The organism is Sinosporangium album (assembly GCF_900100605.1).
GTDB lineage: Bacteria > Actinomycetota > Actinomycetes > Streptosporangiales > Streptosporangiaceae > Sinosporangium > Sinosporangium album.
Map to the genome: position 1 here is coordinate 192,100 of NZ_FNCN01000012.1, position 24,204 is coordinate 216,303.

General features: G+C 69.3%; 22 protein-coding genes. 8 read left to right on the top strand and 14 right to left on the bottom strand.

Annotated elements, in window-relative coordinates:
- Positions 1-58 precede the first annotated feature (58 nt).
- Positions 59-1,432, top strand: coding sequence for a cystathionine beta-synthase (locus BLQ73_RS15270; RefSeq protein ID WP_093171144.1), 1,374 nt, complete (start codon positions 59-61; stop codon positions 1,430-1,432).
- Positions 1,433-1,462: 30 nt separating this feature from the next.
- On the opposite strand, the gene BLQ73_RS15275 is transcribed toward BLQ73_RS15270, so the two are convergent.
- A complete protein-coding gene (locus BLQ73_RS15275; protein ID WP_245691095.1) occupies positions 1,463-2,614 on the bottom strand; it encodes a sensor histidine kinase in 1,152 nt (383 codons plus the stop codon).
- A gap of 102 nt (positions 2,615-2,716) precedes the next feature.
- Here BLQ73_RS15275 and BLQ73_RS15280 point away from each other — a divergent pair, with 102 nt between their 5' ends.
- Both BLQ73_RS15280 and BLQ73_RS15285 read left to right on the top strand, forming a co-directional pair.
- Positions 2,717-2,965: a hypothetical protein gene (locus tag BLQ73_RS15280; RefSeq protein WP_218125866.1), complete on the top strand. Its 249-nt coding sequence runs from the start codon at positions 2,717-2,719 to the stop codon at positions 2,963-2,965.
- 134 nt (positions 2,966-3,099) lie between these two features.
- Positions 3,100-4,242: a cystathionine gamma-synthase gene (locus BLQ73_RS15285; protein WP_093171102.1), complete on the top strand. Its 1,143-nt coding sequence runs from the start codon at positions 3,100-3,102 to the stop codon at positions 4,240-4,242.
- Positions 4,243-4,254: 12 nt separating this feature from the next.
- On the opposite strand, the gene BLQ73_RS15290 is transcribed toward BLQ73_RS15285, so the two are convergent.
- Together BLQ73_RS15290 and BLQ73_RS32435 are read right to left on the bottom strand one after the other, a co-directional pair.
- Positions 4,255-4,734 carry a hypothetical protein gene (locus tag BLQ73_RS15290; RefSeq protein ID WP_093171103.1) on the bottom strand — a complete coding sequence of 160 codons (480 nt, stop codon included), beginning with the start codon at positions 4,732-4,734 and terminating at the stop codon, positions 4,255-4,257.
- Between the two features lie 72 nt (positions 4,735-4,806).
- On the bottom strand, positions 4,807-4,980 hold the full coding sequence (locus BLQ73_RS32435) for a hypothetical protein (RefSeq protein ID WP_176955465.1): 174 nt from the start codon (positions 4,978-4,980) through the stop codon (positions 4,807-4,809).
- A 296-nt stretch (positions 4,981-5,276) separates the two neighbouring features.
- Between BLQ73_RS32435 and BLQ73_RS15295 the strand changes: the two genes are divergently transcribed.
- The gene (locus tag BLQ73_RS15295) at positions 5,277-5,744 is read left to right on the top strand and encodes a DUF6292 family protein (protein ID WP_245691096.1); all 468 of its coding nucleotides are present in this window, start codon (positions 5,277-5,279) and stop codon (positions 5,742-5,744) included.
- 12 nt (positions 5,745-5,756) lie between these two features.
- Here BLQ73_RS15295 and BLQ73_RS15300 read toward each other — a convergent pair whose 3' ends face one another.
- Together BLQ73_RS15300 and BLQ73_RS15305 are read right to left on the bottom strand one after the other, a co-directional pair.
- A complete protein-coding gene (locus BLQ73_RS15300; RefSeq protein WP_093171105.1) occupies positions 5,757-7,805 on the bottom strand; it encodes a vWA domain-containing protein in 2,049 nt (682 codons plus the stop codon).
- A gap of 6 nt (positions 7,806-7,811) precedes the next feature.
- Positions 7,812-9,221 carry a sigma 54-interacting transcriptional regulator gene (locus BLQ73_RS15305; protein ID WP_093171106.1) on the bottom strand — a complete coding sequence of 470 codons (1,410 nt, stop codon included), beginning with the start codon at positions 9,219-9,221 and terminating at the stop codon, positions 7,812-7,814.
- 222 nt (positions 9,222-9,443) lie between these two features.
- Between BLQ73_RS15305 and BLQ73_RS15310 the strand changes: the two genes are divergently transcribed.
- Positions 9,444-10,613, top strand: a complete 1,170-nt coding sequence (locus BLQ73_RS15310) for an FIST signal transduction protein (RefSeq protein ID WP_093171107.1) — start codon at positions 9,444-9,446, stop codon at positions 10,611-10,613.
- Between the two features lie 11 nt (positions 10,614-10,624).
- Complete coding sequence (locus BLQ73_RS15315) at positions 10,625-11,605, top strand: ROK family protein (RefSeq protein WP_093171108.1); 981 nt, start codon at positions 10,625-10,627, stop codon at positions 11,603-11,605.
- A 129-nt stretch (positions 11,606-11,734) separates the two neighbouring features.
- On the opposite strand, the gene BLQ73_RS15320 is transcribed toward BLQ73_RS15315, so the two are convergent.
- From BLQ73_RS15320 to BLQ73_RS15350, 7 genes are all read right to left on the bottom strand, one after another.
- Entirely contained in the window at positions 11,735-13,024 is a 1,290-nt protein-coding gene (locus tag BLQ73_RS15320; protein ID WP_245691097.1) for an ABC transporter permease, read from the bottom strand.
- Positions 13,024-13,707, bottom strand: a complete 684-nt coding sequence (locus BLQ73_RS15325; RefSeq protein WP_093171147.1) for an ABC transporter ATP-binding protein — start codon at positions 13,705-13,707, stop codon at positions 13,024-13,026. Before BLQ73_RS15325 ends, BLQ73_RS15320 begins: the two co-directional genes overlap by 1 nt.
- Positions 13,708-13,717: 10 nt before the next feature.
- Entirely contained in the window at positions 13,718-15,448 is a 1,731-nt protein-coding gene (locus tag BLQ73_RS15330) for a peptidoglycan-binding protein (RefSeq protein ID WP_093171109.1), read from the bottom strand.
- A gap of 38 nt (positions 15,449-15,486) precedes the next feature.
- Positions 15,487-16,371, bottom strand: coding sequence for a hypothetical protein (locus BLQ73_RS15335; RefSeq protein ID WP_093171110.1), 885 nt, complete (start codon positions 16,369-16,371; stop codon positions 15,487-15,489).
- Between the two features lie 78 nt (positions 16,372-16,449).
- Positions 16,450-17,310, bottom strand: coding sequence for a hypothetical protein (locus BLQ73_RS15340; RefSeq protein WP_093171111.1), 861 nt, complete (start codon positions 17,308-17,310; stop codon positions 16,450-16,452).
- A gap of 154 nt (positions 17,311-17,464) precedes the next feature.
- Positions 17,465-18,394: a hypothetical protein gene (locus BLQ73_RS15345; RefSeq protein ID WP_093171112.1), complete on the bottom strand. Its 930-nt coding sequence runs from the start codon at positions 18,392-18,394 to the stop codon at positions 17,465-17,467.
- Between the two features lie 44 nt (positions 18,395-18,438).
- On the bottom strand, positions 18,439-18,777 hold the full coding sequence (locus BLQ73_RS15350; protein WP_245691098.1) for a PadR family transcriptional regulator: 339 nt from the start codon (positions 18,775-18,777) through the stop codon (positions 18,439-18,441).
- Positions 18,778-18,851: 74 nt separating this feature from the next.
- Between BLQ73_RS15350 and ilvA the strand changes: the two genes are divergently transcribed.
- Positions 18,852-20,066 carry a threonine ammonia-lyase gene (gene ilvA, locus BLQ73_RS15355; RefSeq protein WP_093171114.1) on the top strand — a complete coding sequence of 405 codons (1,215 nt, stop codon included), beginning with the start codon at positions 18,852-18,854 and terminating at the stop codon, positions 20,064-20,066.
- A 187-nt stretch (positions 20,067-20,253) separates the two neighbouring features.
- Positions 20,254-21,741 (top strand): M1 family metallopeptidase, encoded by a 1,488-nt coding sequence (locus BLQ73_RS15360; protein ID WP_093171115.1) that lies wholly within the window; start codon positions 20,254-20,256, stop codon positions 21,739-21,741.
- A gap of 5 nt (positions 21,742-21,746) precedes the next feature.
- Here the strand turns inward: BLQ73_RS15360 and BLQ73_RS15365 are convergent, their stop codons facing one another.
- Positions 21,747-23,345 (bottom strand): M1 family metallopeptidase, encoded by a 1,599-nt coding sequence (locus tag BLQ73_RS15365; RefSeq protein WP_093171116.1) that lies wholly within the window; start codon positions 23,343-23,345, stop codon positions 21,747-21,749.
- 104 nt (positions 23,346-23,449) lie between these two features.
- Positions 23,450-24,199, bottom strand: coding sequence for an RDD family protein (locus tag BLQ73_RS31370; protein ID WP_143020283.1), 750 nt, complete (start codon positions 24,197-24,199; stop codon positions 23,450-23,452).
- Positions 24,200-24,204: the final 5 nt, after the last annotated feature.

Sequence of the window (24,204 nt, forward strand, 5' to 3'; positions counted from 1 at the left end):
CCTCGGCCCTACGGTGGCCGACAAACTTCGGCAAGGTTTCAGAGAAGGTGTCCACGCGGTGCACGTTTATGACTCGCTGGTTGAGCTGATGGGGAACACCCCGCTTGTCCGGTTGCGCAAGGTAACAGCGGGTCTGCCCGCTCAGGTACTCGCCAAGGTCGAATACTTCAACCCGGGTGGGTCCGTGAAGGACCGCATCGCGGTGCGGATGATCGACGCGGCGGAGAAGTCGGGGGCGCTGCGGCCCGGAGGCACGATCGTCGAACCCACGTCGGGCAACACCGGCATCGGGCTCGCCATAGTGGCGCAGGAACGGGGCTACAAATGCCTCTTCGTGGTGCCCGACAAGGTCGCCCAAGACAAGATCTCGGTGCTCAGGGCATATGGCGCCGAAGTCGTCGTGTGCCCGACGGCCGTCTCGCCAGACCACCCGGACTCCTACTACTCGGTCTCCGACCGGCTCGCCCGTGAAATCCCGAACGCCTGGAAGCCGGACCAGTACTCCAACCCGGAGAACCCGAACTCCCACTACCACTCGACGGGCCCGGAGATCTGGGAGCAGACCGAGGGGCGCATCACCCACTTCGTCGCGGGAGTGGGCACCGGCGGCACGATCAGCGGCACCGGACGCTACCTGAAGGAGGTCTCCGGCGGCCGAGTGAAGATCATCGGCGCCGACCCCGAGGGGTCGGTCTACTCCGGCGGCACCGGCCGGCCGTACCTCGTCGAAGGCGTGGGCGAGGACATCTGGCCCGCGACCTACGACACCGCGATCTGCGACGAGATCATCGCCGTGGCCGACAAGGACTCCTTCGGGATGACCCGCAGGCTGGCCCGCGAGGAGGCGCTGCTGGTCGGCGGCTCGTGCGGCATGGCGGTCGTCGCGGCCCTGCGGGTCGCCGCCAAGGCCGGCCCGGACGCCCTCGTCGTGGTGCTGCTGCCCGACGGCGGGCGCGGCTACCTGTCGAAGATCTTCAACGACGAGTGGATGGCCGACTACGGCTTCCTCACCGAGACGAGCGAGGAGGGCCTGGTCCGCGAGGTGCTCGGCCGCAAGGGCACGGGCATGCCCGAGTTCGTCCACGCCCACCCGCACGAGACGGTGAGTACGGCGATCGCCCTGATGCGCGAGTACAGCGTGTCGCAGCTCCCCGTCATGAAGGAGGAGCCGCCGGTCATGGCGGCGGAGGTGGTCGGCTCGATCGTCGAGCGCGACCTCCTCGACGGCCTCTACCGGGGGCGCGTGCGGCCCGACGACGCCGTGTCCGAGCACATGTCGCAGCCCCTGCCCATGATCGGCGCGGGTGAGCCGGTGTCGCGCGCCATCGAGGCGCTGGAGAAGGCCGACGCGACGGTGGTGCTCGACGACGGCAAGCCCGTCGGCATGCTCACCCGCCAGGACCTGCTCGGGTTCCTCGCCGGCGCGAGCTGATCCCCGGCCGCGGCAGGGCCGGCCGACAGGTCAGAGGGGGATCTCGGCCAGCACCTGCCAGGCGCCCTCGGGCGTGCGGCCCGCGATGAGCCGCCCCCCGAGCGCCTCCACGCGTTCCGCCATGCCCACCAGGCCGAACCCCCCACCCAGGCGCGAGGTCTTGGTGTCGACCGCCGAGCCGTAGTTCCGCACCCGCAGGCGGAGCCACTGGCCCACGTGGTGCAGGTCGACCTCCACCCAGCCGGCGGTGGGGGCATGGCGGCGCACGTTGGTCAGCGACTCCTGGAGCACGCGGTACAACGTGGTCGTCACCTCGGGGGCCATGCGTGACTCGTCGACGCCCATCCCGATGTCGAAGGCCACCCGCGGCCCGTTCTCGGAGAACCGCTCGGCGAGAAGGCGCAGGTCCCGCAGGCTCGTCCCGGGGGTGCGAGCCGCCTCGTCGTCGGCACGCAGCACGCCGACCAGCCGCCGCATCGAGGTGAGCGCGTCGGCCCCGGCGTTCGCGATGGCCTCCAGGGCGGGCACGACGGCCTCCGGCTTCTGCTCGGCCACGGTCTTGGCCGCCTGCGCCTGCACCACGATGCCGGTGATGTGGTGGGCGACCAGGTCGTGCAGTTCGCGGGCGAGTTCGAGCCGCTCGGCCCGCCGTACGGAGCTCACCGCGGCACGGCGGCGCTCCTGCTGGAAGCGCAGGTAGCCGCCAATGCTCGCGGCGGCGGCCCAACCCACGAAGAGCAAGAAGCCGAAGGCCAGGCTGATCGCCGGTCCGCCGGCGCCCAAACGGGACGCCGCCGAGATCTGCAGCACGATCATCGCCAGGACGGCGTAGATGATGGCTTTGCGTATGGGTTCCACCCAGCGCAGTACGCCGATGGTCAGCACGCCGATCGCCCCGGTCTCGGCCAAGCCCGGGCCTCCTGTCACGGTGGTCATGCCGAGGAGAAGGGAGACGGCGACGGAGACGACAAGGGTGATCATGAATCCGGCCGTGCGGAACCTGCGGCGGAGCATGACGGCCGCGAGTGCGATCAGACCGCTGAGCACGCAGAGCCAATGGGCATAGTGCTCGCTTGCCATGAAGATATCCAGCAGCAAGAGCATGGAAAGCACGCCGATCAGCGCTACTTCGCTGATTTTCCTGATCACTTCGACGATACGGTGCGTGTCTCCCACGGACATTGAGCTTATGTCTTAAGACCTATCTCCATATCGGCCTTTCGGTTGGCTCGCCGCGTGCCAATCCCCACCTTCGGCCGAGGTGCGATGACTCCGCCTTGACCGATGCTTGACGTAGTCGGCAAGGGAGTCGAAGGGGGAAAGGAAATGGTCGTCGTCGGAATCGTCGCTCTGGCCCTGGGAATTGTGATCGTCGGTCTGTGTGCGGTGGCCGATCCGGTGCTGCTGTCCCGCATCAACGGGGAAGACGCCGAGGGATCGAGCGGCCGCCGCATCTCCGTGCCGCGTCCCTCCACCGACCTCGTCAGGATGTCCCGGTGCGGCGAGACCTCCTGCGAGCCGCAGGCCGCCTGAGCCGCCGGCGATCCGAGCCCCGCAGGGGCGGGCTCGGACCGCCTACTCACCTTCATCGGGCCGGGCGCGCCGCGGGGACGCGCATCTTCGGGGACGGTGACTCGCGGTAGCCGCGGGGAGGATAGCGTGGGCGCATGAACAAGGGCTTTGAAACTCTGGCCATCCACGCAGGTCAGGAACCCGACCCGCTGACCGGCGCGGTCGTTCCTCCGATTTACGCCACGTCCACCTACAAGCAGGACGGGGTGGGGGGGCTTCGATCCGGCTACGAGTACAGCCGCTCGGCCAACCCCACCCGGACGGCGTTGGAGGAATGCCTGGCCGCGCTGGAGGGCGGCGTGCGAGGGCTCGCGTTCGCCTCGGGCCTCGCCGCGGAGGACACCCTGCTGCGCACGGTGTGCCGCCCCGGTGACCACGTGCTGATCCCGGACGACGCCTACGGAGGCACGTACCGGCTGTTCGCCAAGGTGTTCGAGCAGTGGGGGCTCTCCTACGACCCGGTGCCGCTCGGCGACGTCGACGCGGTGCGGGCGGCCATGCGGCCGAACACCAAGGTCGTGTGGGTGGAGACGCCGACCAACCCGCTGCTCGGGATCGCCGACATCAGCGCGCTCGCGCAGGTCGCCAGGGACGGCGGAGCCCGGCTGGTGGTGGACAACACGTTCGCCTCGCCGTACCTCCAGCAGCCGCTGGCCCTCGGGGCCGACGTGGTGGTCCACTCGACGACGAAGTACATGGGTGGGCACTCCGACGTGGTCGGCGGCGCGCTGATCGCGGCCGAGCGGGGTCTCGGCGACGAGCTCGCCTACCACCAGAACGCCATGGGCGCGGTGGCGGGGCCGTTCGACGCGTGGCTGACGCTGCGGGGCGTCAAGACGCTCGGTGTGCGCATGGACCGCCACTGCGACAACGCCGAGCGGGTGGTCGAGCTGCTCGCCGCCCACCCGAAGGTCACGGCGGTGCTCTACCCGGGGCTTTCCGAGCACCCGGGGCACGAGGTCGCGGCCAAGCAGATGAAGCGGTTCGGAGGCATGGTCTCCTTCCGCGTCGCCGGGGGCGAGGACGCCGCGGTGGCGGTGTGCGACCGGGCCGAGCTGTTCACGCTGGGCGAGTCGCTCGGCGGGGTGGAGTCCCTGATCGAGCACCCGGGGCGCATGACGCACGCCTCGGCCGCGGGGTCGCCGCTGGAGGTGCCCGCCGATCTCGTGCGGCTGTCGGTCGGCATCGAGTCGGTCGAGGACCTGCTCGCGGACCTGACCCGGGCGCTCGACTTCTGACGGGCCGGTCGCTCAGAACCAGATCATGAGCACCAGGATCACGAGCCAGATCAGTGAGACCACCCCGGCGAGGGTGGCGATGCGCGCCGTCTGCACCTTGAGGTCCGAGGCGAGGTCCGAGGCGAGGTCCGGGGCGTGGTCCGGGGCCGCGGCGGCGGTCGGGGTCTCGCCCTCCTTCGGTTTGGCGGAGAGCGTCCGTACGGCGGTGCGCTGATCGCGGTCGATGATCACAAGGAGCACGAGGGCCACGACGAACAGCGTCATCGACACCGAGAGGTAGGGTCTGGCCAGGTCAGACCCGCCGAGCAGGGCTCCGAAGAGGAAGGCGCCGAGGGTCCCGATCGCGAAGATCCGGGTGGACCTGTGGAGGTATCTCACCACATTTGCGTCTTTGGCCCGAATGTAGCGTGGAGTGGCCATTGTGGTGGCCGTGACGGGGCCGATGGTGAATATCGCGAAGGCGATGTGGAGCCAGAGGAGCACTTTCGGCATGGCGAGAGATTAGCCTCCCGGTGGGACCACCGGGAGGCTGCAGGGTCAACTTGGGCGATTTCATCGTTTATTTCAATCGATGCCGCCCGTCCCCGTGCGGACGGCGACAGACTCTGTGACCTGCGGGGACTCGCCGTCCTCGGGGGCGGAGCCCACGTGCGAGGTCGACGAGGGAATGCGCAGCAGCACCTCGAAACCGATGCTCGATAACACGAGCATTGCCATGATAAAGATCGCCGCGGCCATGGAATACCCCCTTCCCGCCCCGACGAATAGTCACGTGAAAATATTTTTCTCTTCTTGGGACGCCCTAGCAAGTCTTTAAGTTGGCACATGCCCGAGCATTTCTAGGAACAAACTTTACGATCATGGCTTCTTTGGGCAAGGCGCCCTCCGGTGGAGGGATCGCCCATCCGAGACGAAGATTGTGAAATCCATCACGGGGACGCCTGAGGCGTGGGTAGTATCGCGGTCGGCTCATTACTCGGTGTGCTACTGACTCGGGGTGCACTATGCGAGCAACGGAGCCAGATCCTGATCTCTTGAAAGCACAGAGGGGTGCCATGGTGGCCGTGAAACACGTGGAGCCATACACCGATGAGTGGCTGACCCAGCCGGCTTTCTATCTGCTGCAGGTCGTCGATCTGCTGGGAGCCGAGGTCGTCGACTGGTGGGCGGGTCCGTTCGACCCGCGCGAAGCGACGCTCCGCCTGATCGACGGGTCGGCGCTGATGTGGGACGAGGAGAGCGGCTGGCGGCTCGGTCGCCTCATCTCAGGCGAGCGGGGCCGTCGGGCCATTCTCACCGACATCCGCTACCTGGGCGGCGGCCTGCTTCCACGCCCCGAGCGGGTGCCCGAGGCTCTGGCCGACGCCCGGCGCGGGGTGGGCGGCAGCACCGCCTTCAGACCGTGCTACCGCTCCTACCGCCACCGCCGCGACGGCTTCGACCTGGCCCTCGCCGAATACGTGATCAGCGCCGCGGGGGCCATGGCCCCCGTCCGCATGTGACACCTCGCGGGCTCAGCACGCCCGGCGCGTCCGCAGGAAGTCGTTGACGACGTACTCGCCGAGCCGCTCCGCGCTCGGCGAGAACACCCGTCCGCCGTTCCGCTTCGCGACATCGTCCACGAACGCCTGCAGACGCGGGTCCGCGGCGAGCATGAACACGTTGATCGTGGCCCGGCGCCGCGTCATCTTGTCCACCTCGGCCAGCGTGAGCTGAAGGGTCTCCGGCGACGGCGGCCACTCGAAGGCCGAGCGCCCGTTGCGCAGCAGGTGCGCCGTCGGCTCCCCGTCGGTGACGACCAGCACCACCGGCTCGAAGTCGGGGTGCCGGTCGAGGTGGCGTCCAGCGATCAGCAGGGCGTGGTGCAGGTTCGTGCCCTGCACCATGTCCCAGTCGAGGCCGGCGAGCTCGTCGGGGCGGAGCACCCGGGCGTAGTTCGAGAAGCCGACGATCTGCACCGCGTCCTGCGGGAACCTGCTCGCCACCAGGGCCTGGAGCGCCAGCGCGGTCTGCTTGGCCGCCGCCCAGGTGCCGCGCAGCGCCATCGAGTACGACAGGTCCACGAGCAGGCATACGGCGGCAGCCGTACGCCGCTCGGTCTCGGCGACCTCGAAGTCGTCCACGCAGAGCCGCACCCCGGTGCCCGAGAAGCCGGGGGAGCCCGGGGGGCGCGGGGGGCGCGGGGGGCGCGGGGGGCGCGGGGGGCGCGGCCCGGCGGCGCCGCGCCGTACGCCGTTGACGACCGTGCGCACGACATCGAGGGGCTGCTCGTCGCCGAAGCGCCACGGGCGGGACGCCCCCGTCAACTCTCCGGCGGCGCCGGCGTCGCGTTGATCGTGGTCGCCGCGGCGACCGGAGGACAGCGAGGCGAAGACCCGCCGCAGCGCCGTCTCCCCGAGCCGGCGCACCGCCTTGGGGGTGAGCTCCAGCTTTCCGCGGTGCCGGCGCAGATAGCCCTGCCGTTCGAGCTCCTTCTCGATCTGGCGGAGCGCGTTCAGGTCGTCGACGGCCGACCGGCCGAGCGCACGCCGTACGGCTTCCTCGTCGATGTCGGCCAGGGACGCGCCGGGGTAGTCCTGCCGGAGCGCCGCCTCCAGGCCGGTGAGGTCGGCGAGCTCCTCGATGGCGGTGACCGCGTCGGACATGCCGAGCGGGTCGTCGCCGGACAGCCTCTCCGGCGTCTCCCAGGCGAGGTCGGGCCGCCTGCTCATGAGCGCGTCGCCGAGCCTGCGCATCTGATCGCCGAGGCCCGCCTGCTCCAGCGTCTGGGCGATCAGCCCGGACAGCTCGGCGCGCTGGCGCGGGGTGAGGGAGGCGAGCATGCGCTGGGTCGCGGCGGCGCGACGGGCGAGAAGATCGATGAGTTCGTCCAGGTCGGCGGGGTCGCCGTCGAACAGGTCACCGTACTTCCCCATGAACTCATCGAAGTGCTCCTGAGTGTGCTCCCCGCGGGCGTCCCGGTCGAGCATCTCGTTGAGCTCGGCCGCCATGGCGCGGATGCGGTCCAGTACGGCGGGGTCCGGGTCGGCCAGCGCGTCCCGTATACCGCGGAACCGGCTGTCGAGCACCTCCGCCCGCAGCAGATCGAGCAGCTCCTGGAAGGTGCGCCGCGCGTCGTCGGACCTCCACCCGTAGGTCGCAAGCTCGCGGATCGCGCCCGCCGTGTCCTCCGGCAGGGCGTCGAGCTCGGCCAGGCGCAGCCGCGTCTCCGCGTCGGCCGCGTCGGCCGCGTCGGCCGGGTCGGCCGCGCCGTACGCGCCGAGCGCGGCGCGCTCCTGCCCGAGCGCCCGGTCCAGCAGCTCACGGGCCTGGTCCAGGGCGCCGGACAGCTGTCCGCGCTCCCGGAGCTCTTTGCGGCGGCGCCGTACGTCCGCCAGCATCCGTGCCAGCCCCCGGCGGTCGGGAGCGCCTGGAAGGCCGCGTTTGAGCAGGTCGCGCAGGGCGTGGACGGGGGTGGACCCGGCCAGGATCGCGTCGCCCATCTCGTCCAGCGCGGCCCGCACGTCGTACGGCGGAGCCAGCGGATCGGGCCCGTCGTGGTATCGCCCGTACCTATAGGACATGGGCCATCACGTCCGGTAGATCATGACGCCGTCGACATCGTCTTTGGAGATCCTCCGGGTCAGGTAGAGCCCCTCCAAGGCGAACTCGACGGCCGCGGCGGCGTGGCCGGGCGACTCGTCACCATCGCCCATCCCGACACCCTGCATGATCTTGGAAAGTCCGGCCACCGCGCCGATGCGCCGGAGCAGTTCTCCCGCCGCCACCAGGTCGCCCGACTCGACCAGGGTCCCGTCGTTGAACTTGTCGAGCAGCGGCGTCAGCTCCATGCCGCCCAGCGTGGCGCGGAAGGTCTCGGCCGTCGCCCGCCGCAGCAGGTGGGACAGGATCTCGGTCTCCCGGCCCTCCTCGCTGACCTCGAATTCGACCTTGCCCCGCAGCGTGTGGACGATGCCGGGCAGGTCGCAGATCCGGGCCACGGCCCTTTCCTCCCCGGCCAGCGCGGCACGCCGTACGGCGGAGGCCGCCGTGGTCTCGGCCGCGGCGACGGCGAACCTGGCGGACACGCCCGAACGCGCGTCCACGGCGGTGGAGTCGCGCACCAGACGGGTGAACCGCGCGATGACGTCCACCAGATGACCGGGCAGGTCGGCTCCCAGGCCGTCCCAGTCGACCCGCGCCTCCTGCCTGATCAGGCGGAGTTCGGCGTCGAGATCGAGGGGGTAGTGGGTGCGGATCTCCGCACCGAACCGGTCTTTCAGCGGCGTGATGATCCGTCCGCGGTTGGTGTAGTCCTCGGGGTTGGCGCTGGCGATCAGCAGGATGTCCAGGGGCAGGCGCAGGCTGTAGCCCCTGACCTGCACGTCCCGCTCCTCCAGCACGTTGAGCAGGGAGACCTGGATGCGCTCGGCGAGATCGGGAAGCTCGTTGACGGAGAAGACGCCCCGGTTGCAGCGGGGGATCAGCCCGTAGTGCACGGTTTCGGGGTCGCCGAGGGTGCGCCCCTCAGCGATCTTGATCGGGTCGACGTCGCCGATGAGGTCGCCCACCGAGGTGTCGGGAGTGGCGAGTTTCTCGCCGTAGCGCAGGCTTCGGTGCCGCCAGGCCACGGGGAGATCGTCGCCGTGCTCCTCCGCCAGGCGCAGGCAGCGCACGCAGGCGGGGGCATAGGGGTGGTCGTTGATCTCGCATCCGCGGATGACCGGGCTCCACTCGTCGAGCAGCCCGGCCACGGTGCGGATCAGACGGGTCTTTCCCTGCCCTCTCTCTCCGAGCAGGACCACGTCGTGCCCGGCGATGAGGGCTCTCTCCAGGCGGGGAAGGACAGTATCCTCAAACCCTACGATCCCTGGAAACCTCGCTTCCCCGGCACGCAGCCTGGCCAGGAGGTTTTCGCGGATTTCAGCCTTGACTGTGCGGTGGACATGGCCACTCTCACGCAACTCGCGCAGAGTGCGGGCTCCGGGCGTTTGATGCACGTGAACGAGACTACGTGGCTATCGCCGGATCTGGCAGCCTGATTGTTATTGAGGCTTTTCATGCCTTCCCGTGAGCAGGAGGCCGGTGGAAAGCCGCGCTGCGGGCAGGGCTTCGGATCTTGACCATTGCGTGACCGTGAGGGGGCGTGCAAGTCCCCCAAGTGGGGAGAATCGGGCCAAGAGGGCAACCTACATCGGAGGAGGCGAGTGCATGTGGCATTGATGACAAGCCGCTTCGCCGATGGGCTCGCGACAGGGCCCGACCTGGAAGCCGCGGCCGAATCGGCCGTACGGCAGGCCGTGTCCGGCCTGAGCGGACCCCCCGACCTGGTCTGCTTCTTCATCTGCGGAGACGATCCGGATGAGGTCGTCAGAGCGGGCGTTCGGGCCATGCGCTGCGCGCCCGGGGCGAACATCATCGGATGCAGTGCGACCGGTGTGATCGGCGACGGCCAAGGGGTCGAGCTGACACCCTCGGTCAGCGCCTGGGCTGCCACCCTCGACGGCGCCCGCGTGACCACCTTCGCACTCGACACGCTGCGGGCCGACGACCGGTACGTCGTGATCGGGCTGCCCGACCGCGAACCCGACGACCGGGTCGCCGTCCTGCTGGCCGACCCCTACAGCTTCCCCACCGACGCCTTCGTCGAGCGCTCCTCCGAGGTGCTCGGCGACCTGCCGCTGATCGGTGGGATGGCCAACGGGCTGCAAGGCCGCGGGTCGGTACGGCTGTTCCGCGACGGCGAGGTCCACCAGCAGGGCGCCGTCGGCGTCATGCTCAGCGGCGCCATGAACGTCAGCACCGTGGTCAGCCAGGGCTGCCGTCCCATCGGCCCCACCATGGTCGTCACGCGGGCCGAGGAGAACCTCCTCCTCGAACTGGCGGGACAGCCCGCGCTGGCCCGCCTGGAAGAGATCGTCAGTGCCCTCGACGAAGACGATCGCGAACTGGTCGCCTCCGGGCTGCAGATCGGCCTGGCGATGGACGAATACGCCGAACGACATGAGCGCGGTGATTTCCTCATCCGGGGCGTACTCGGCATCGACCCCGAGCGGGAGGCCGTGGCGATCGGCGACGTGGTCGACGTGGGCAGGACCGTCCGCTTCCAGGTGCGCGACGCCGCAGCCGCCGACGAGGACATCTACGAACTGCTCGAAGCACACCAGGAGGAATTCGGGGGAGTGGACGGCGCACTGCTGTTCTCCTGCAACGGCAGAGGGTCGTCCATGTTCGGAAGCTCCGACCACGACGCGATGGCGCTGCGCGACACGCTCGGCCCGGTCGGCGTCGCGGGATTCTTCGCCGCCGGTGAAGTGGGTCCCGTCGCAGGACACAACCACGTGCACGCCTTCACCGCGTCCATCCTCGTCTTCTCCTCCCCCAGAGTGTGACAACCGTACAGATGACCCGCGACGCACCGGTCCTCGCCGTCGACGTGGGAGGCACCAAGTTCGCCGTGGGCATGGTCGACGCCGACGGTGAGGTCTACCGGGCCGCCCGCGCCCCGACCCCGCCGACCGCGGGGTCGGCGGAACTGTGGCGCACCCTCTCCGAGCTGGTCGACCACATCCGTGAGGGCGAGCGGATCGCCGGAGTCGGCATCGGCTGCGGCGGCCCCATGACCTGGCCACGCGGGGAGGTGTCCCCCCTCAACCTGGCCGGGTGGCGGGACTTCCCGCTCCGCGCCGAACTCACCGCGAAGTTCCCCGGTGCGCCCGTACGCATCCACAACGACGCCATCTGCGTGGCCATCGCCGAACACTGGCGCGGCGCCGGCCGGGGCAGCGCCAACATGCTCGGCATGGTGGTGTCCACCGGCGTCGGCGGCGGGCTGATCCTCGGCGGCAAGGTGATCGACGGCGGCACCGGCAACGCCGGACACATCGGTCACGTCATCGTCGAACCCGAAGGCGTCGCCTGCGGCTGCGGCGGACGCGGATGCCTGGAGGCCGTCGCCCGCGGCCCGGCGCTCGCCGCCTGGGCCCTCGACCAGGGATGGCGGCCCACCGCGCCCGAGATGCCCGACGACGCCTACCGGGAGTACGGATCCGCCACGGCCCGCCGCCTCGCCGCCGACGCCATCGCCGGCGACGAGATCGCCCTGTCCGCCATGGCCCGAGCCGGACACGCGCTCGGCCTGGCCATCGCCTCCGCCTCCCACCTGTGCGACCTGGACGTCGTCACGATCGGCGGCGGCGTCTCCCAGGCCGGACACGTGCTGTTCGGCCCGCTGGACGTCACCCTGCGCGAACACGCCAGGATGGACTTCGCCCGCCGCGTCCGCGTTGTCCCCGCGGCCCTCGGCCAGGACGCCGGCCTGGTCGGCGCCGCCGCGCTGGTGTTGGCGGGCGACCGCTACTGGTCCCCCGGCGAAGCCGGCTGACACGACCTCTTACGGCTCGCGCCGGCTGTTACGGCTCGCGCCGGGCCGCGGCCACCTCCCCGCGAGCCACGTGACATCGGGGGAGACGACCGCGACGCCCGCGTCCGCGCCCCGGCTCACGCCGTACGGCTAGCGCAGCGCGTCGACCGGCTCCATCCGGGCGGCCCGGAGCGCCGGGTAGAGCCCGGCCAGCAGGCCCACCACGGCCCCCACCACGGGGGCGGCCAGGGCGAGCTGGACGTCCAAGACCGGCGTCCACTGGCGTGCGGCCGACACGGCGACCACCGCCACCACACCCACACTTGTGCCGATCACGCCACCGGTCAGGCCGATCAGCGTGGATTCCAGCAGGAACTGGGCCGCGATGTGCCGTCGCGCCGCGCCGAGGGAGCGGCGCAGGCCGATCTCGGCGATGCGTTCCATCACCGTGACCAGGGTGACGTTCGCGATGCCGACCGCGCCCACGACCAGCGAGACCAGCCCCAGGATCAAGAACAGGCCGTTGACGTCGCTCTCCACCCCCTCCCTGGCCCGCTTGGGGCTGGGCGGCGCGGCGATGTGGAGTTCGGCGGCCCGGTTGGGACTGAGAGCGGTCGGCACCTGTTTGGCGATCATGTCCGCCGCGCCCAGCGTGGTGTTGATCAGCACGCGGGACACGTGGTGCACGTCGAAGTCGGCGCCGACCGACCGCGGCACGATGACGGACGCCCCCAGGACCTCCTCGCGCCGCAGGTCGCCCAGGATGCCGATCACGGTGTAGGCGCGTCCCTTGATGAACACGGCCGGCGCGTTCTCCAGCGCGGTGATCTTCAGCAGCTTGGCCGCCTGCTCGCCCAGCACCGCCACGCGGTCGCCGCGCCGGTCGTGGCCGGCGTCGAAGAACCTCCCCTGGATCATGCGGCCCTTGGCGGCCGTCGGCAGCTCGGGCGTCGCGGCGAGCACGTTCATGCTCTGCTCGCTCACCGCTGTCGGGTCCACCAGATTGTTGGCCCTCACCGTGAGGGCCGCGCTCTTCGCCGTCTGAGCGAGGGCCGCGGCCGAGGTCACGCCCCGCAGCCTGGTGAGCTCCGCCGCGGCCTCCCAGGTCACCAGGGGATCCCTGTTCGCGGGCACGTCGACGCTGATCGTGGTGGCGGTCAGCTCGTCGAACCGGCCGACGATCTGGTTGCCGGCCGTGGCGGCGATGCCCATGGTGATGACGAGCGTGGTGATGCCGAGGACCGTGCCGAGCGTGGTCAGCGCCGAACGCACCGGGCGGGCCAGCACTCCGGCCAGCGACTCCGCCCACAGATCGCGCATGTCCATGCGGGAGGCCCGGCCGCGTCCCGACACCCGTGGGAGCCGGCGCAGTGAGGAGCGGCGCAGTGAGGGGCGGCGCAGTGAGGGGCGGCGGTGGAGGAGCCGGCGGTGCGGGGGCATCAGTGCTCCTCGGTGAGGATGCCGTCACTGATCGAGACCCGGCGCTGCGCTCGCTCGCTCACCTGGTCCTCGTGGGTGATCACGACGAGCGTCATGCCCTGATCGCGCAGCGTGTCGAACAGATCGAGCACCGCGTCGGTGTTGCGGGTGTCGAGGTTGCCCGTGGGCTCGTCGCAGAGCAGCAGCGACGGCGTGCCCATCATCGCGCGGGCGATGGCGACGCGCTGCCGTTCACCGCCGGACAGCCGGTTGGGGAGGAACTTCACCCGATGCCCCATGCCGACCCGCTCCAGCGCCTCGATCGCTCTGTTCCTGCGGTGGCGCCGATCCCGCCCGCCGTACACTTCGGCGAGCATCACGTTCTCGACCACGGTCCGCTGCGCGAGCAGGTGGAAGGACTGGTAGACGAAGCCGATACGGCTGCCGCGCAGCCAGGTGCGTTCCTTGTCCTTGAGGGCGGTGGTCTCGATGCCGTCGAGCAGGTAGCTGCCGGATGTGGGCCGGTCGAGCAGGCCGAGGGTGTTGAGCAGGGTCGACTTCCCGGAGCCCGAGGGGCCGACGATCGCCACGTAGTCACCGTGGCGGATGACCAGCGATACCTTCGCCAGCGCGTAGACAGGCGGATCCGTGGCGAAGACCCGGCTGACGTTCTCAAGGCGGATGACCTCATTCGTATCACGCATGTCACGTATGTCACGCATTTCCGACCACGACCCGGTCGCCCTCTTTGAGATCCCCGGAGTTCACCGGCGTGACCTCCACGTTCCCGTCCGCCGTGAGCCCGGTGCGGACCTCGACGTCCTTGGTCTTGTCCGTACTCGTCTCCACCTGCACCCGCGGCTTGCCGTCGGCCGACGTCACGACCGCGGCCACCGGCACCGAGAGCACGGGATCGTCGGTCTCGCCCACGGAGACGCGTACGGTGACCGGGGTGCCGACGAGCGGTCGCAAACCCTTGGTCACCGTCGGGGTGAGCAGCACCGGCTCGGCTCCCACGGACGGGTCCTCGGCCTGCTCTCCCTGCCCCTTGGGCTTGTCCTCGGTCTCGACCTTGGCCTTCTCGCCGATGGCCGTGAGCTTGGCGGGGAAAGTGCGTCCGTCACCGCTCTCCAGGGTGGCCGACAGCCCGACTTTGAGGAGTTTCGTCTCGGAGACGTCCACCGATCCGGTGACGGCGAAGGCTGAACTGGTCACCGTGGCCACCTTGTTCTCCACCACCGCACCCGCCTTGACCTCCACTTTGTCGATCCGCGCCGGCAGGGAGGGGAGGAAGACGATTTCACCGGGGGGCAGGCTGACGCCGTACGTCTCGAGCTGTTCGGCCAGCAGCCGCTTGGCGTCGGCCAGGTTCTGCCGGGCATTGGTCACCTTCAAGCGCTGAGGGGAGAGCCTGCGGGCGTTGCGCAGCTCGCGTTCAGCGGCCAAGAACGCCTCGTCCGCCGTGCGCAGCGCCTTGCGCTGCTCCTCCAGCAGCTTCTCCCGCGTCAGCGTCTGCTGCTCGCCGTAGTTCGCGAGGGCGGCGTTCGCCGCGTCCAGATTCTGACTGGCGTTGGCGACTTTGAGTTCGAGCAGCCGCTTGTCATCCTCGGGTTTGGCCCCTTCCAGAGCCTGCTCGGCTTCGAGCAGGCTCTCCTCGGCGGTGCGGACGGCGGCCTGCAACGTCTCGATCTTGTCCCGGTCATCAGGCGTCAGCTCCGTGTCCCGTGTGCGCCGCAGCGCCTTCTGCGCCTGCTCGACTTCTCGGCGTGCGTTGTCGTACTTGGCCTTCAGGTGGTAGACGTCGCGGTCTTCGTCGAGCGCCTTCTTCTCGGTGAGCAGCGTCTCCTCGGCGGATCGCACACCGCGTCGCAGCTCGTCGATCGCCCGGCGCGCCTCAAGGTTGGGCTCCTGAGCCTCGTATCCCTTCTTCGCATACCAGTTCTTCAGCGCGGCGGCCGTGCCCTGGTCGAACGTGCCCGAGGTGGGGCTGTTGAACCCGAGCCTGCGCAGCGCTCGCTGGAGCTGCCGCACATCGGCGCCCGAGGTGCCGAGGGCGATCGTCCGGTGCATCGGCTCCCTGCCCCGCAAGGTGAACACCGGCCGTCCGTTGACCTCCATCAGTACCGACCCCTCACGGACCCGGCCCACGCGGGGCGGGCGTGTGACCCGCTGCGCCTCCGCCGTACCGGCCGCCGTGCCGGTGCCCACCATCCCGCCGAGGGTGACGGGCAGCGGCGAGCCGTAGGCCAGGGTGCCGTTCAGTGTGACGGTGCTGGTGAGCTTCTTCTTTTCGACCGCCACGGTGATGAACGAGGGGGGCGGCGGCTTGCGGGAGGCGGCCTCATCGGCGGGTGACCGCAGTTGGGCACCGACCAGCCAGCCCGCCCCTGCGATGAGCAGGACCCCGCACACAATGATCGCCAGGACCCGCTTGGGGGATTTCACCGGTTCTCCTCTGAGTTTTCAACCTGGGGAGAGGTGGCCTAGAAATCGAGTCCGGCGGTCACGGCGTATTCCCGGCGCACCTGCGCAATGACTTCTGCCACCTTGGGATGGTAGGCGGCGTAGAAGTCCTTGCCGCATTCCAGATCATCGAGCGCGTCCTTGATCTCCCGAGTGAGGTGTTGCCGGGCCCGGGCCGGCGGGACTTTATTTTCCCCGCCTATCGCATTCGCCTGGTCGGGATTCTGCCCGAGGAGCTTGCCCCGCTCGCCGGAGAAAAAATTGTGTCCCCGGTTGGCGACGTCCATCGGTTTGAGCGACGTGACCGCGTATCCCTTGGACTTCATGCAGTCGCCGAACTTCTGTGCCATGCCGATCAGATCGGTGTCACCGTTAAGACCGCGTTCCATCCCATTGTTGATAGCGTCCATCTGGGTCTTGGTTATCTCATCGAAGGAGGAGACTTTCATTCCGAGCACGGATTTTGCGGCCTCCACCGTGCATGTCTCCAAAGCATTTTGATACGACGCCTGCTGGCTGGAGGAGAGCTGTTCTCTGATCTTCCCGTTCGGGTCCGTCGGCGCGTCGGGAAACGTGCCGACCTCGGGGTTGACGTCATAGGAGAAGACACCGTAGCCGTGCTTCGTCCGTTCCTGTTTGAGGGTCTGATAGTCACCGTTCTGATACTTGCGCCCCTGCTCGCTGCTGTCACGGGGACGCGAATAGGCGATGTACTTGAACCCTTTGCCCTTCATACATTTTCCGATGCTCTCCTGCACGAGTTTCCCCTTGTCGTTCCCGGTGGCCGGCGAGGCGCCGTCGGCGGCCGGGGCGGCCGAGTCCGCCGCCGTGTCGCTCCCGCCGCCGCATCCGGCCAGCAGGGCGACCGAGAGCATGAGGGCTCCGGTGTACGTCTTCGCTAACATGAAAGCTCCGTTCCTTACATGGTGAGACATGGTGAGCATGGGGAGAGAGCCGAGCGATGTCGCCTTTTCGGGTTTTTCTCAGTAGGCGACGCCGTACTCGTCCTGCACCTTCTGGGTGACGTCGCTCTCTTTGGGCATGTAGGCGGCATAGAATTCTTTGCCGCATTCAAGGTCGTCCAGCGCGTCCTTGATCTCTTTGTCCAGGTGCGCCTTGTCCTGTTGCTTGCGCTTTTCCTGCTCCTGTGGCGACTGCTCTGGGGAGCTCTCGGTCGCAATTGTGCTTAGATCCAAAAAGTGGGTGGCTCCGCGGTTGGCGATCTGCACGGGCTTGAGTGATGATATGGTATAGCCCTTGACTTTCATGCAGTCGCCGAACTTCTGGGCTAGTCCGACCAGGACGGAGTCCCCGTTGAGGTGTCGATCACGGGCCTCGTCCGCCGCTTTCTTCTGGGCCAGCAGCAAGTCTGATCGGGTTTTCAGGTCGAGGTTGAGGATGGACTTGGCCGCCTTGGCCGTGCAGGAGTCGATTGCGCCTCGATATGCGTCACGTTGAGTAGGGGATAGCTTCATCTGGATCTCGCGGTTCGGGTCGCTTTCGGCAGGGCGCTTGACGAACTCAGGGGACGGTCCGTAGACGTTTATGGCAAAGACGGTGTATCCGTACTTGGAACGGATTTTGCGCATGGCCTCGTAATCCCCGGACTTCGTGCTGCCGCCCACCGACTCCTCTTTTCGGGCAGGAGCGTATGCGATGTATTTGAAGCCGTTGGATTTCATGCAGGCGGAGATGGCGTTCTGCAGCTGAAGCAATTTTGCCTGGCCGCTTGCGGGAGAGGTCGTGGCCGGTGCCGCACTGCTCGGAGGCTCCTGCGAGCCGCCGCAGCCGGCCAGCAGGGCGACGGCGAGCGTGAGAACTCCGGCATACCTTTTCGCGGACATGGGATGGCTACTCCGTTCATGGTGGGAGTGCCGGCCCCGTCCCCGGGAGTTTCTGGGAACAGGGCATGGCGAGGAGAGCGCACATCGCCGCGCAATGCCGCTGTGGCACTCAGACGTCAAGGGTTATCGAGGGCGGGCCGTTCGGCCCGCCGGATCACAGCAGGATCTGCCGCCCGGCTTGGTACGGCATGGCGGAGGCGGCCGCCGTCAGGAGGATGAGCGACAACCAGTGGGCTACGTCCTGCCCGGTGTAGGGAATGAGGTTCCCGGCGAGGTTCTCCACAGGGATGGCGAGCATCGATACGAGGTAGATCGCCGCTGCGATCGCCCACCGGGAGTCCCGTGCGGTGTATCCGGCGAAGACGGCCGCCAGCAGAAGCGCCGCCTCCAGTGCGATCCTGCTCATGGTGCCGACGCCCTGCGCTGCGACGTTCAGCGACGCCGGGTCGCTGAACGTCAACACGGGCACCGCCGCCCACCACCACCAAGAACGCGCCTTTACCCGCTCTCTTCGTACGGCGAGCGCCGCGATCCCCAGGAAAAGCAGGCCGTGCGTGATCACCGGGGCCACCGGTCCGCCCACGCCGTACATCGCCGGCCGATTCCAGAGATCGGCTGACACGACCGGCAGTAGCGTGGGGTCCAGCAGAGGCACTCCGAGCGCGACTGAGCCGGCCTTGAGGCCGATCAGCGCGGACAACGGCAGTGCCATCCACAGTCGGCCGCGCATCACGGCCAGCACCAGGAACGCCGACATGCCCACCCAGAGGGGGATCGTCCCTATGAAGGGCATGAGATAGGCGAGGTTCGCCACTGCCAGGATCAGCGTTCCGAGGTGCAGACCGTCCACCCACGGGGCGCCGACCGCCGCATACTCGACCCTGGCCCGGAGCCCACCCCGGACCAGGGCGAGGGACTCGTGGAACGAAGGGAAGGTCCTGCCGGGCTCTGCGGTGTCCAGCAGGGTGCCTATGAGCTCTTCGCCGTATCCGTCGCGGTATCCGCGGGGGTAGACCCGCAGGAGGGACCGGCAGCGCCGTTCCAGGCGCTGCTCTGGACGCCGTTCGGGGCGCTGTGCCCTCAATCTCGTGCCAGTCCCCGTCGTGGCACGAGACTCGGTGCCGATGGTCATGAGAAGGTCGCCCCGGGCCGGGGTATCCGGCTGATCACCACTGTGGCGGCCTGCGCCATGCGCAGGGCCTCGGCGGAGACGACTCCACGGCCCTCGTCCGTGATCACGAAATAGCGGCGTGGACGGCCGTCTACGACCTCCTCGCGATCGACGGCGATCAACCCGCCGGCGGCGAGTCGGTCAAGTGCGCCGTAGAGTGTGCCCACCGGCAGCTTCACCCGGTTGTCCGACAGAGCCAGCGTCCGCTTGATGATCCCGTGCCCGTGGAGCGGGCCATCGAGGAGCGCGGCGAGGATGAAGTACGTGGGCTCGCTGACCGTGGGTCCTTTAGCCATGGCGGAGAACATACTTCGTGTGGCGAAGTATGGTCAAGTCGGCTTATCGGACAGGCAGGTGGGAGACTTCTGTCATGGCCAATGACGAGGTGACCTATGACGATGTGGTCGCCGCCCGCGAGCTGCTGTCCGACGTGATCGTGCACACGCCCGTCCTGCACTCGCGCCTGCTCTCGGAGACCGTGGGCGGACCGGTCTACCTCAAGTGCGAGAACCTCCAGCGGGCGGGCTCGTTCAAGGTCCGCGGGGCTTACGTGAGGATCGCCAGGCTCACCGAGGAGGAGCGGTCGCGCGGCGTGGTCGCCGCCAGCGCGGGCAACCACGCCCAGGGCGTCGCGCTCGGCGCGGGGCTCGTCGGAGCCAAGGCCACGGTCTACATGCCCGAAGGGGCGCCACTGCCCAAGATCGCGGCGACGCGCTCTTACGGCGCCGACGTCGTCTTCGCCGGGCACACCGTGGACAGCGCCCTCGCCGCCGCCCGCGAACACGCCGAGCAGACCGGCGCGGTGTTCATCCACCCGTTCGACCACCCCGACGTCATCGCCGGCCAGGGCACCATCGGGCTGGAGATCATCGAGCAGCTCCCCGCCACCGGCACGATCGTCGTCTCCATCGGCGGGGGCGGGCTGGCCGCTGGCCTCGCCCTGGCAGCCAAGTCCCTGCGGCCCGGCATCCGCGTCGTCGGCGTCCAGGCGGAGCGGGCCGCCGCCTACCCCGCCTCCCTCGCCGCCGGCCACCCCGTCCTCGTCGAACCAGCGACGACCATGGCCGACGGGATCGCCGTCGGCAGGCCGGGCGACCTGCCGTTCGAGCTCATCCACTACCTGGTCGACAGCGTTGTGACGGTCTCGGAAGAGGAGATCTCCAAGGCGCTCGTCCTCTGCCTCGAACGTTCCAAGCAGGTCGTCGAGCCCGCCGGTATCGCCGGGGTCGCCGCCGTCCTCGCCCACCCCCACGCCTTCGACCCGCCCGTCGTCGCCGTGCTGTCCGGCGGCAACATCGACCCGCTGCTCCTGTCCAAGGTGCTGCGCCACGGCCTGGCCGCGGCCGGGCGCTACCTCGCGTTCCGCATCCGGCTGTCCGACCGGCCCGGCGCCCTCGCCACCCTGCTCGGCAGGCTGGCCGACCTCGGGGCCAACGTGCTCGAAGTCGTGCACGAGCGCGTGGGAGCGCGGCTGCATTTGGACGAGGTCGAGGTGCTGCTGCAGCTCGAAACCAAGGGACCGGCCCACTGCGACGAGGTGCTCGGCGCCCTCCGGGGAGACGGATACAAGCTCTTCTTCGGGTGATCGCACCCGCCTGTGCCGTACGGCATGGCGCGGGCAGTCGCGGGGTGTTTGCGCTGTTGGGAGGGGTTGGCGGGGCTCCGGCTGTAGATCGCTCGAACACTGGGGAGATCTATGGGCGATCAGTGGACCGGGAGCGAGCACAGGGGGTAACTTCCCTGGGAATCCACCCCCAGGCCAGGAGTCCCTCATGCGCGTAACCCTTCCCGTCGTGGTCGCGGCCGTCGCCACAGCGCTGTCGCTGGTCGCCCCGGCGGCGGTCGCGGGCGCGGCTCCGCCCGTGACCGGGTCCGCCCGGCTCGCGGCCCCGTCGGCCGCGCCGGCCACGTCGGCCGCGCCGGCCACGCCGGCCGCGCCGGCCACGCCGGGCGCCGCCGGAGTCGGCGACTCCTACTTCCCGAACGCGGGCAACGGCGGTTACGACGCGCTGCACTACGACCTCGCCTTCGACTACACGCCCGGCACGCGCGCCGTGGAGGCCACGGCGGTGATCCGCGCCAAGGCCACCCAGGGTCTGTCGCGGTTCAACCTCGACTTCGACGGGCCGGCGGTCAAGCGGGTCACCGTGGACGGGCGGGCGGCGGCCTTCCGGCGCGAGGGCCAGGAGCTGATCGTCACCCCGTCGCGCCCCCTCGGCAACGGCCGGGAGTTCCGGGTCGAGGTCGCCTACTCCGGCGCGCTCAAGGGGATCCACGACAAGGCCCTCGGGAGATATGGCTGGCTGCCGACCTCGGACGGCGCCGTGGTGATGTCCGAGCCCGACGGCGCCCGGTCGTTCTTCCCCGCCAACGACCACCCCGGGGACAAGGCGTCCTACCGCGTGCGCGTCACCGTGCCGAAGGGGCTCACCGTCCTCGCGAGCGGCGAACCGCAGGGCCCCGAGAGCACCCGCGGCGGACGCACGACCTCGGTGTGGACCATCGACGAGCCGACCGCGAGCTACCTGCTGACGATCGCCATCGGCAAGTTCAAGGTCAAGCGCAGCAGGAGCAAGGGCCTGCTCAACATCACCGCCGTCGACGCGGCCTTCGCCGACGAGGGCGGTCTGCACGCCAGGACCGCCCAGGTGGTCGACTGGGCCGGCAAGGTGTTCGGCCCCTACCCCTACTCGTCGATCGGCGGCATCGTCGAGGCGGCCGGCGTCGGATACGCGCTCGAAACCCAGACCCGGCCCGTCTACGACGGAGGGGTGCCCTCGACCAGCCTCATCGTGCATGAGATGGCCCACCAGTGGTTCGGCAACAGCGTGTCACCGGCCGACTGGCGCGACATCTGGCTCAACGAGGGCTTCGCCACCTATGCCGAGTGGCTCTGGGCCGAGCAGCACGGGGGCGAGCGGGCTCAGGTCCGCTTCGACCGTTACTACGCCGCCCCTGACGACAACAAGTTGTGGCACAAGCCCCTGCCGGGCGACCCGGGGCGCGACGAGCTGTTCGCCGGTTCCGTCTACACCCGGGGGGCGATGACCGTTCACGCCCTGCGCATGGCGCTCGGCGACGGCGACTTCTTCACGCTGCTGAAGCAGTGGACGTCCAAGCACGCGCACGGGGTCGCCCGCACCGCCGACCTGCTGGCCCTGGCCGAGCAGATCTCCGGGCGCGACCTCGACCCCTTGTTCAGGTCATGGCTCTACACGGAGGGCAAGCCCTCACTGCCTGAGGCACGGCCCTCAATGTGATGCGGTCAGGTTCGAGACGCCTCGGGCCGCGGCGGTGAGGACACCGGCTGGGGGACGGCCGTGCGGGGGCCGTGGGGGTGTGCGTGCGGTGCGGGGAGCGTGATCCGCGCTCCCGGCCGGTCGGCGCGGGAGCGGGCGGCGTCCCCGCGTTCCGGCCAGCGCGGGCGCCCCTGCTTGAACAGCCACGTGTCGAAAAGCCGGTCGAGGTTCTTGCCGGAGAGCCGTTCGGCCAAGGCGACGAAGTCGTCCGTCGTGGCGTGGCCGTACGCGTGGTCGCGCACCCAGGTGCGCAGCAGCGTGAAGAAGGCGGCGTCGCCGATGCGCTGCCGCAGCGCGTGGAGCGCCATGGCGCCCCGGTTGTAGACCGACTCGTGGAACAGGTCGTCCGGCTTCGCCCTGCCGGGCGGATAGCTCCACACGGGGGAGTCGACCATGGACAGGCGCCCGGTGAAGATCTGCTCAGCGGTGAGAAGGCCGCGGTGCTCCGACCACAGCCACTCGGCGTAGGTCGCGAAGCCTTCGTTGAGCCACAGGTCCTTCCACCGCTTGATGCTCACGCTGTTGCCGAACCACTGGTGGGCCAGCTCGTGAGCGATGATGGACTCGTCGGGGATGAACCCGCCGTACATCGGCTTGGTCTGGTTCTCCAGGGCGTAACCCGTGTGGAAGTCGTCGATGACGCCGCCGGTGGAGGAGAAGGGGTAAGGCCCGAAGATCGTGCTCCAGTAGTCCGTGATCTCGCCGGACAGGCGGAAGACCCGGTCGAGCTGGCCGTCGAACCTCGGTGCCGTGGCGGCGAAGTTGGGCAGGCCGCGGTCGGTCGTGCCGGTGCGTGTGGCGAACTCGCCGAGGGTCATCGTGGCGAGATAGGTCACCATGGGGTGCCGTTCGCGCCACAGGAAGGTGGTCTTCCCCTCGGCGGTGACCGGACCGCCGACGAGCTCGCCGTTGGCGAGGGCGGTGAGCCCTTCGGGCACGGTCAGCTCGAAGTCGAAGGTGGCCTTATCGGAGGGGTGGTCGTTGGAGGGGAACCACGTTTTGGCGCCGTTGGGCTCGCAGACGACGAACGCGCCGTCGGAGGTCGGCACGAACCCGTAGATCCCGAGGTTGCTGGAGTCGCGCACCGGCTTCGGGGTGCCGGAGTAGGTCACCCTGGTGGTGAACTTCTCCCCCTTGCCGATGCGCCGCGGCGGCTTCACCACGAGCTCGGACCCCGACCTTTGAAACTCCGCCGGCTCCCCGTCGATCAGCACGCCGTCCACGTGCAGCCCCGACAGGTCGAGGTTGAACCTCACGAGGTCGTGGAGCGCCGTGGCGCTGATGGCGGCGACGCCGGCGAGGTGCTTGTTGGCCGGGGTGTAGGAGAGTTTCAGGCTGTAGTGCGACACGTCATAGCCGCCGTTGCCGTCGGCGGGGAAGTCCGGGTCGCCTATCCCCGGCGCGCCGACGGCCTCCTTGAGGGAGGCGGCGTCGCCCGTCGGCCGCACGGCGCCTGCGGCGGGTGTGCGCTGCCCCTGGGACAGGCTCGCGCCGTTGGATGCCGAGCAGGCGAGCAGCCCGAGCACGGTGATGGACATCGTCGTTGCCGCTGGCCAGGACCTCATCAGCCGTGCTCGCCCCTTGTGGTGAAGATGCCGCCTGCGGCGCTGCTGCCCGCGGCGGTGCCCCCGATGGGTGAGCTGATCTTACGCTAAGTAATCATCGCAGGTCAGCTATCGACGACCAGGGTGCGTGCCGCCTTGTCGTGGGCGGCTTGTTTTCTGGGGTCGAACAGGATCCAGCCGAGGTCGATGATCCACAGGCAGCAGAGCCAGGAGAGCACCGCCATCACGCCCTGCCGTATCGCGACCTGGCCGACGCCGGCTCTTGTCCCGGTTTCGCTGACGACGCGCAGGCCGAAGACCTTCTTCCCGATTGTCTGGCCGTTCCAGTACGCGTGCAGCAGCCAGTAGTAGAGGAAGGCGATCAGAGCGATGATGTACGCCTGGCCGATGCTGGCCTTGCTCCACGCCGAGCCGCCCAGAGTCCAGACGAATCCCCAGGTCTGCCAGGTGAACGGGAGGGCGAGGATGCCGATGATGATCCCGTCCAGGATGCCCGCGAACAGCCGCCGCCACCGCCCGCCGAGAGGCATGGGCACCGGGCCGCGGCCCCGGGCGGCGCCGTACGGCGGGGTCGCCCCGTATTGCGGCTGCTCATAGGGCTGCCCGCCCTGGGATGGCTGCTCGCCATACGGTCCGCCGGGTTGGCCCGGTTGGCCGCCTGCCTGGCCTGGTTGCCCGGTCTCGCCGAAGCTCTCCGGGGGTTCGATGTACGGATCACGGTAGGGCGGCCTGGGCGGCGGCTCCTGCGGCGGCTCCTGCGGCGGCTCCTGCGGCGGCTCCTGCGGCGGCTCCTGCGGTGGCTCTTGTGGCGGCTCTTGCGGTGGTTCGCCAGGAGGCGGTGGTGGTGCTCCCATTGTGG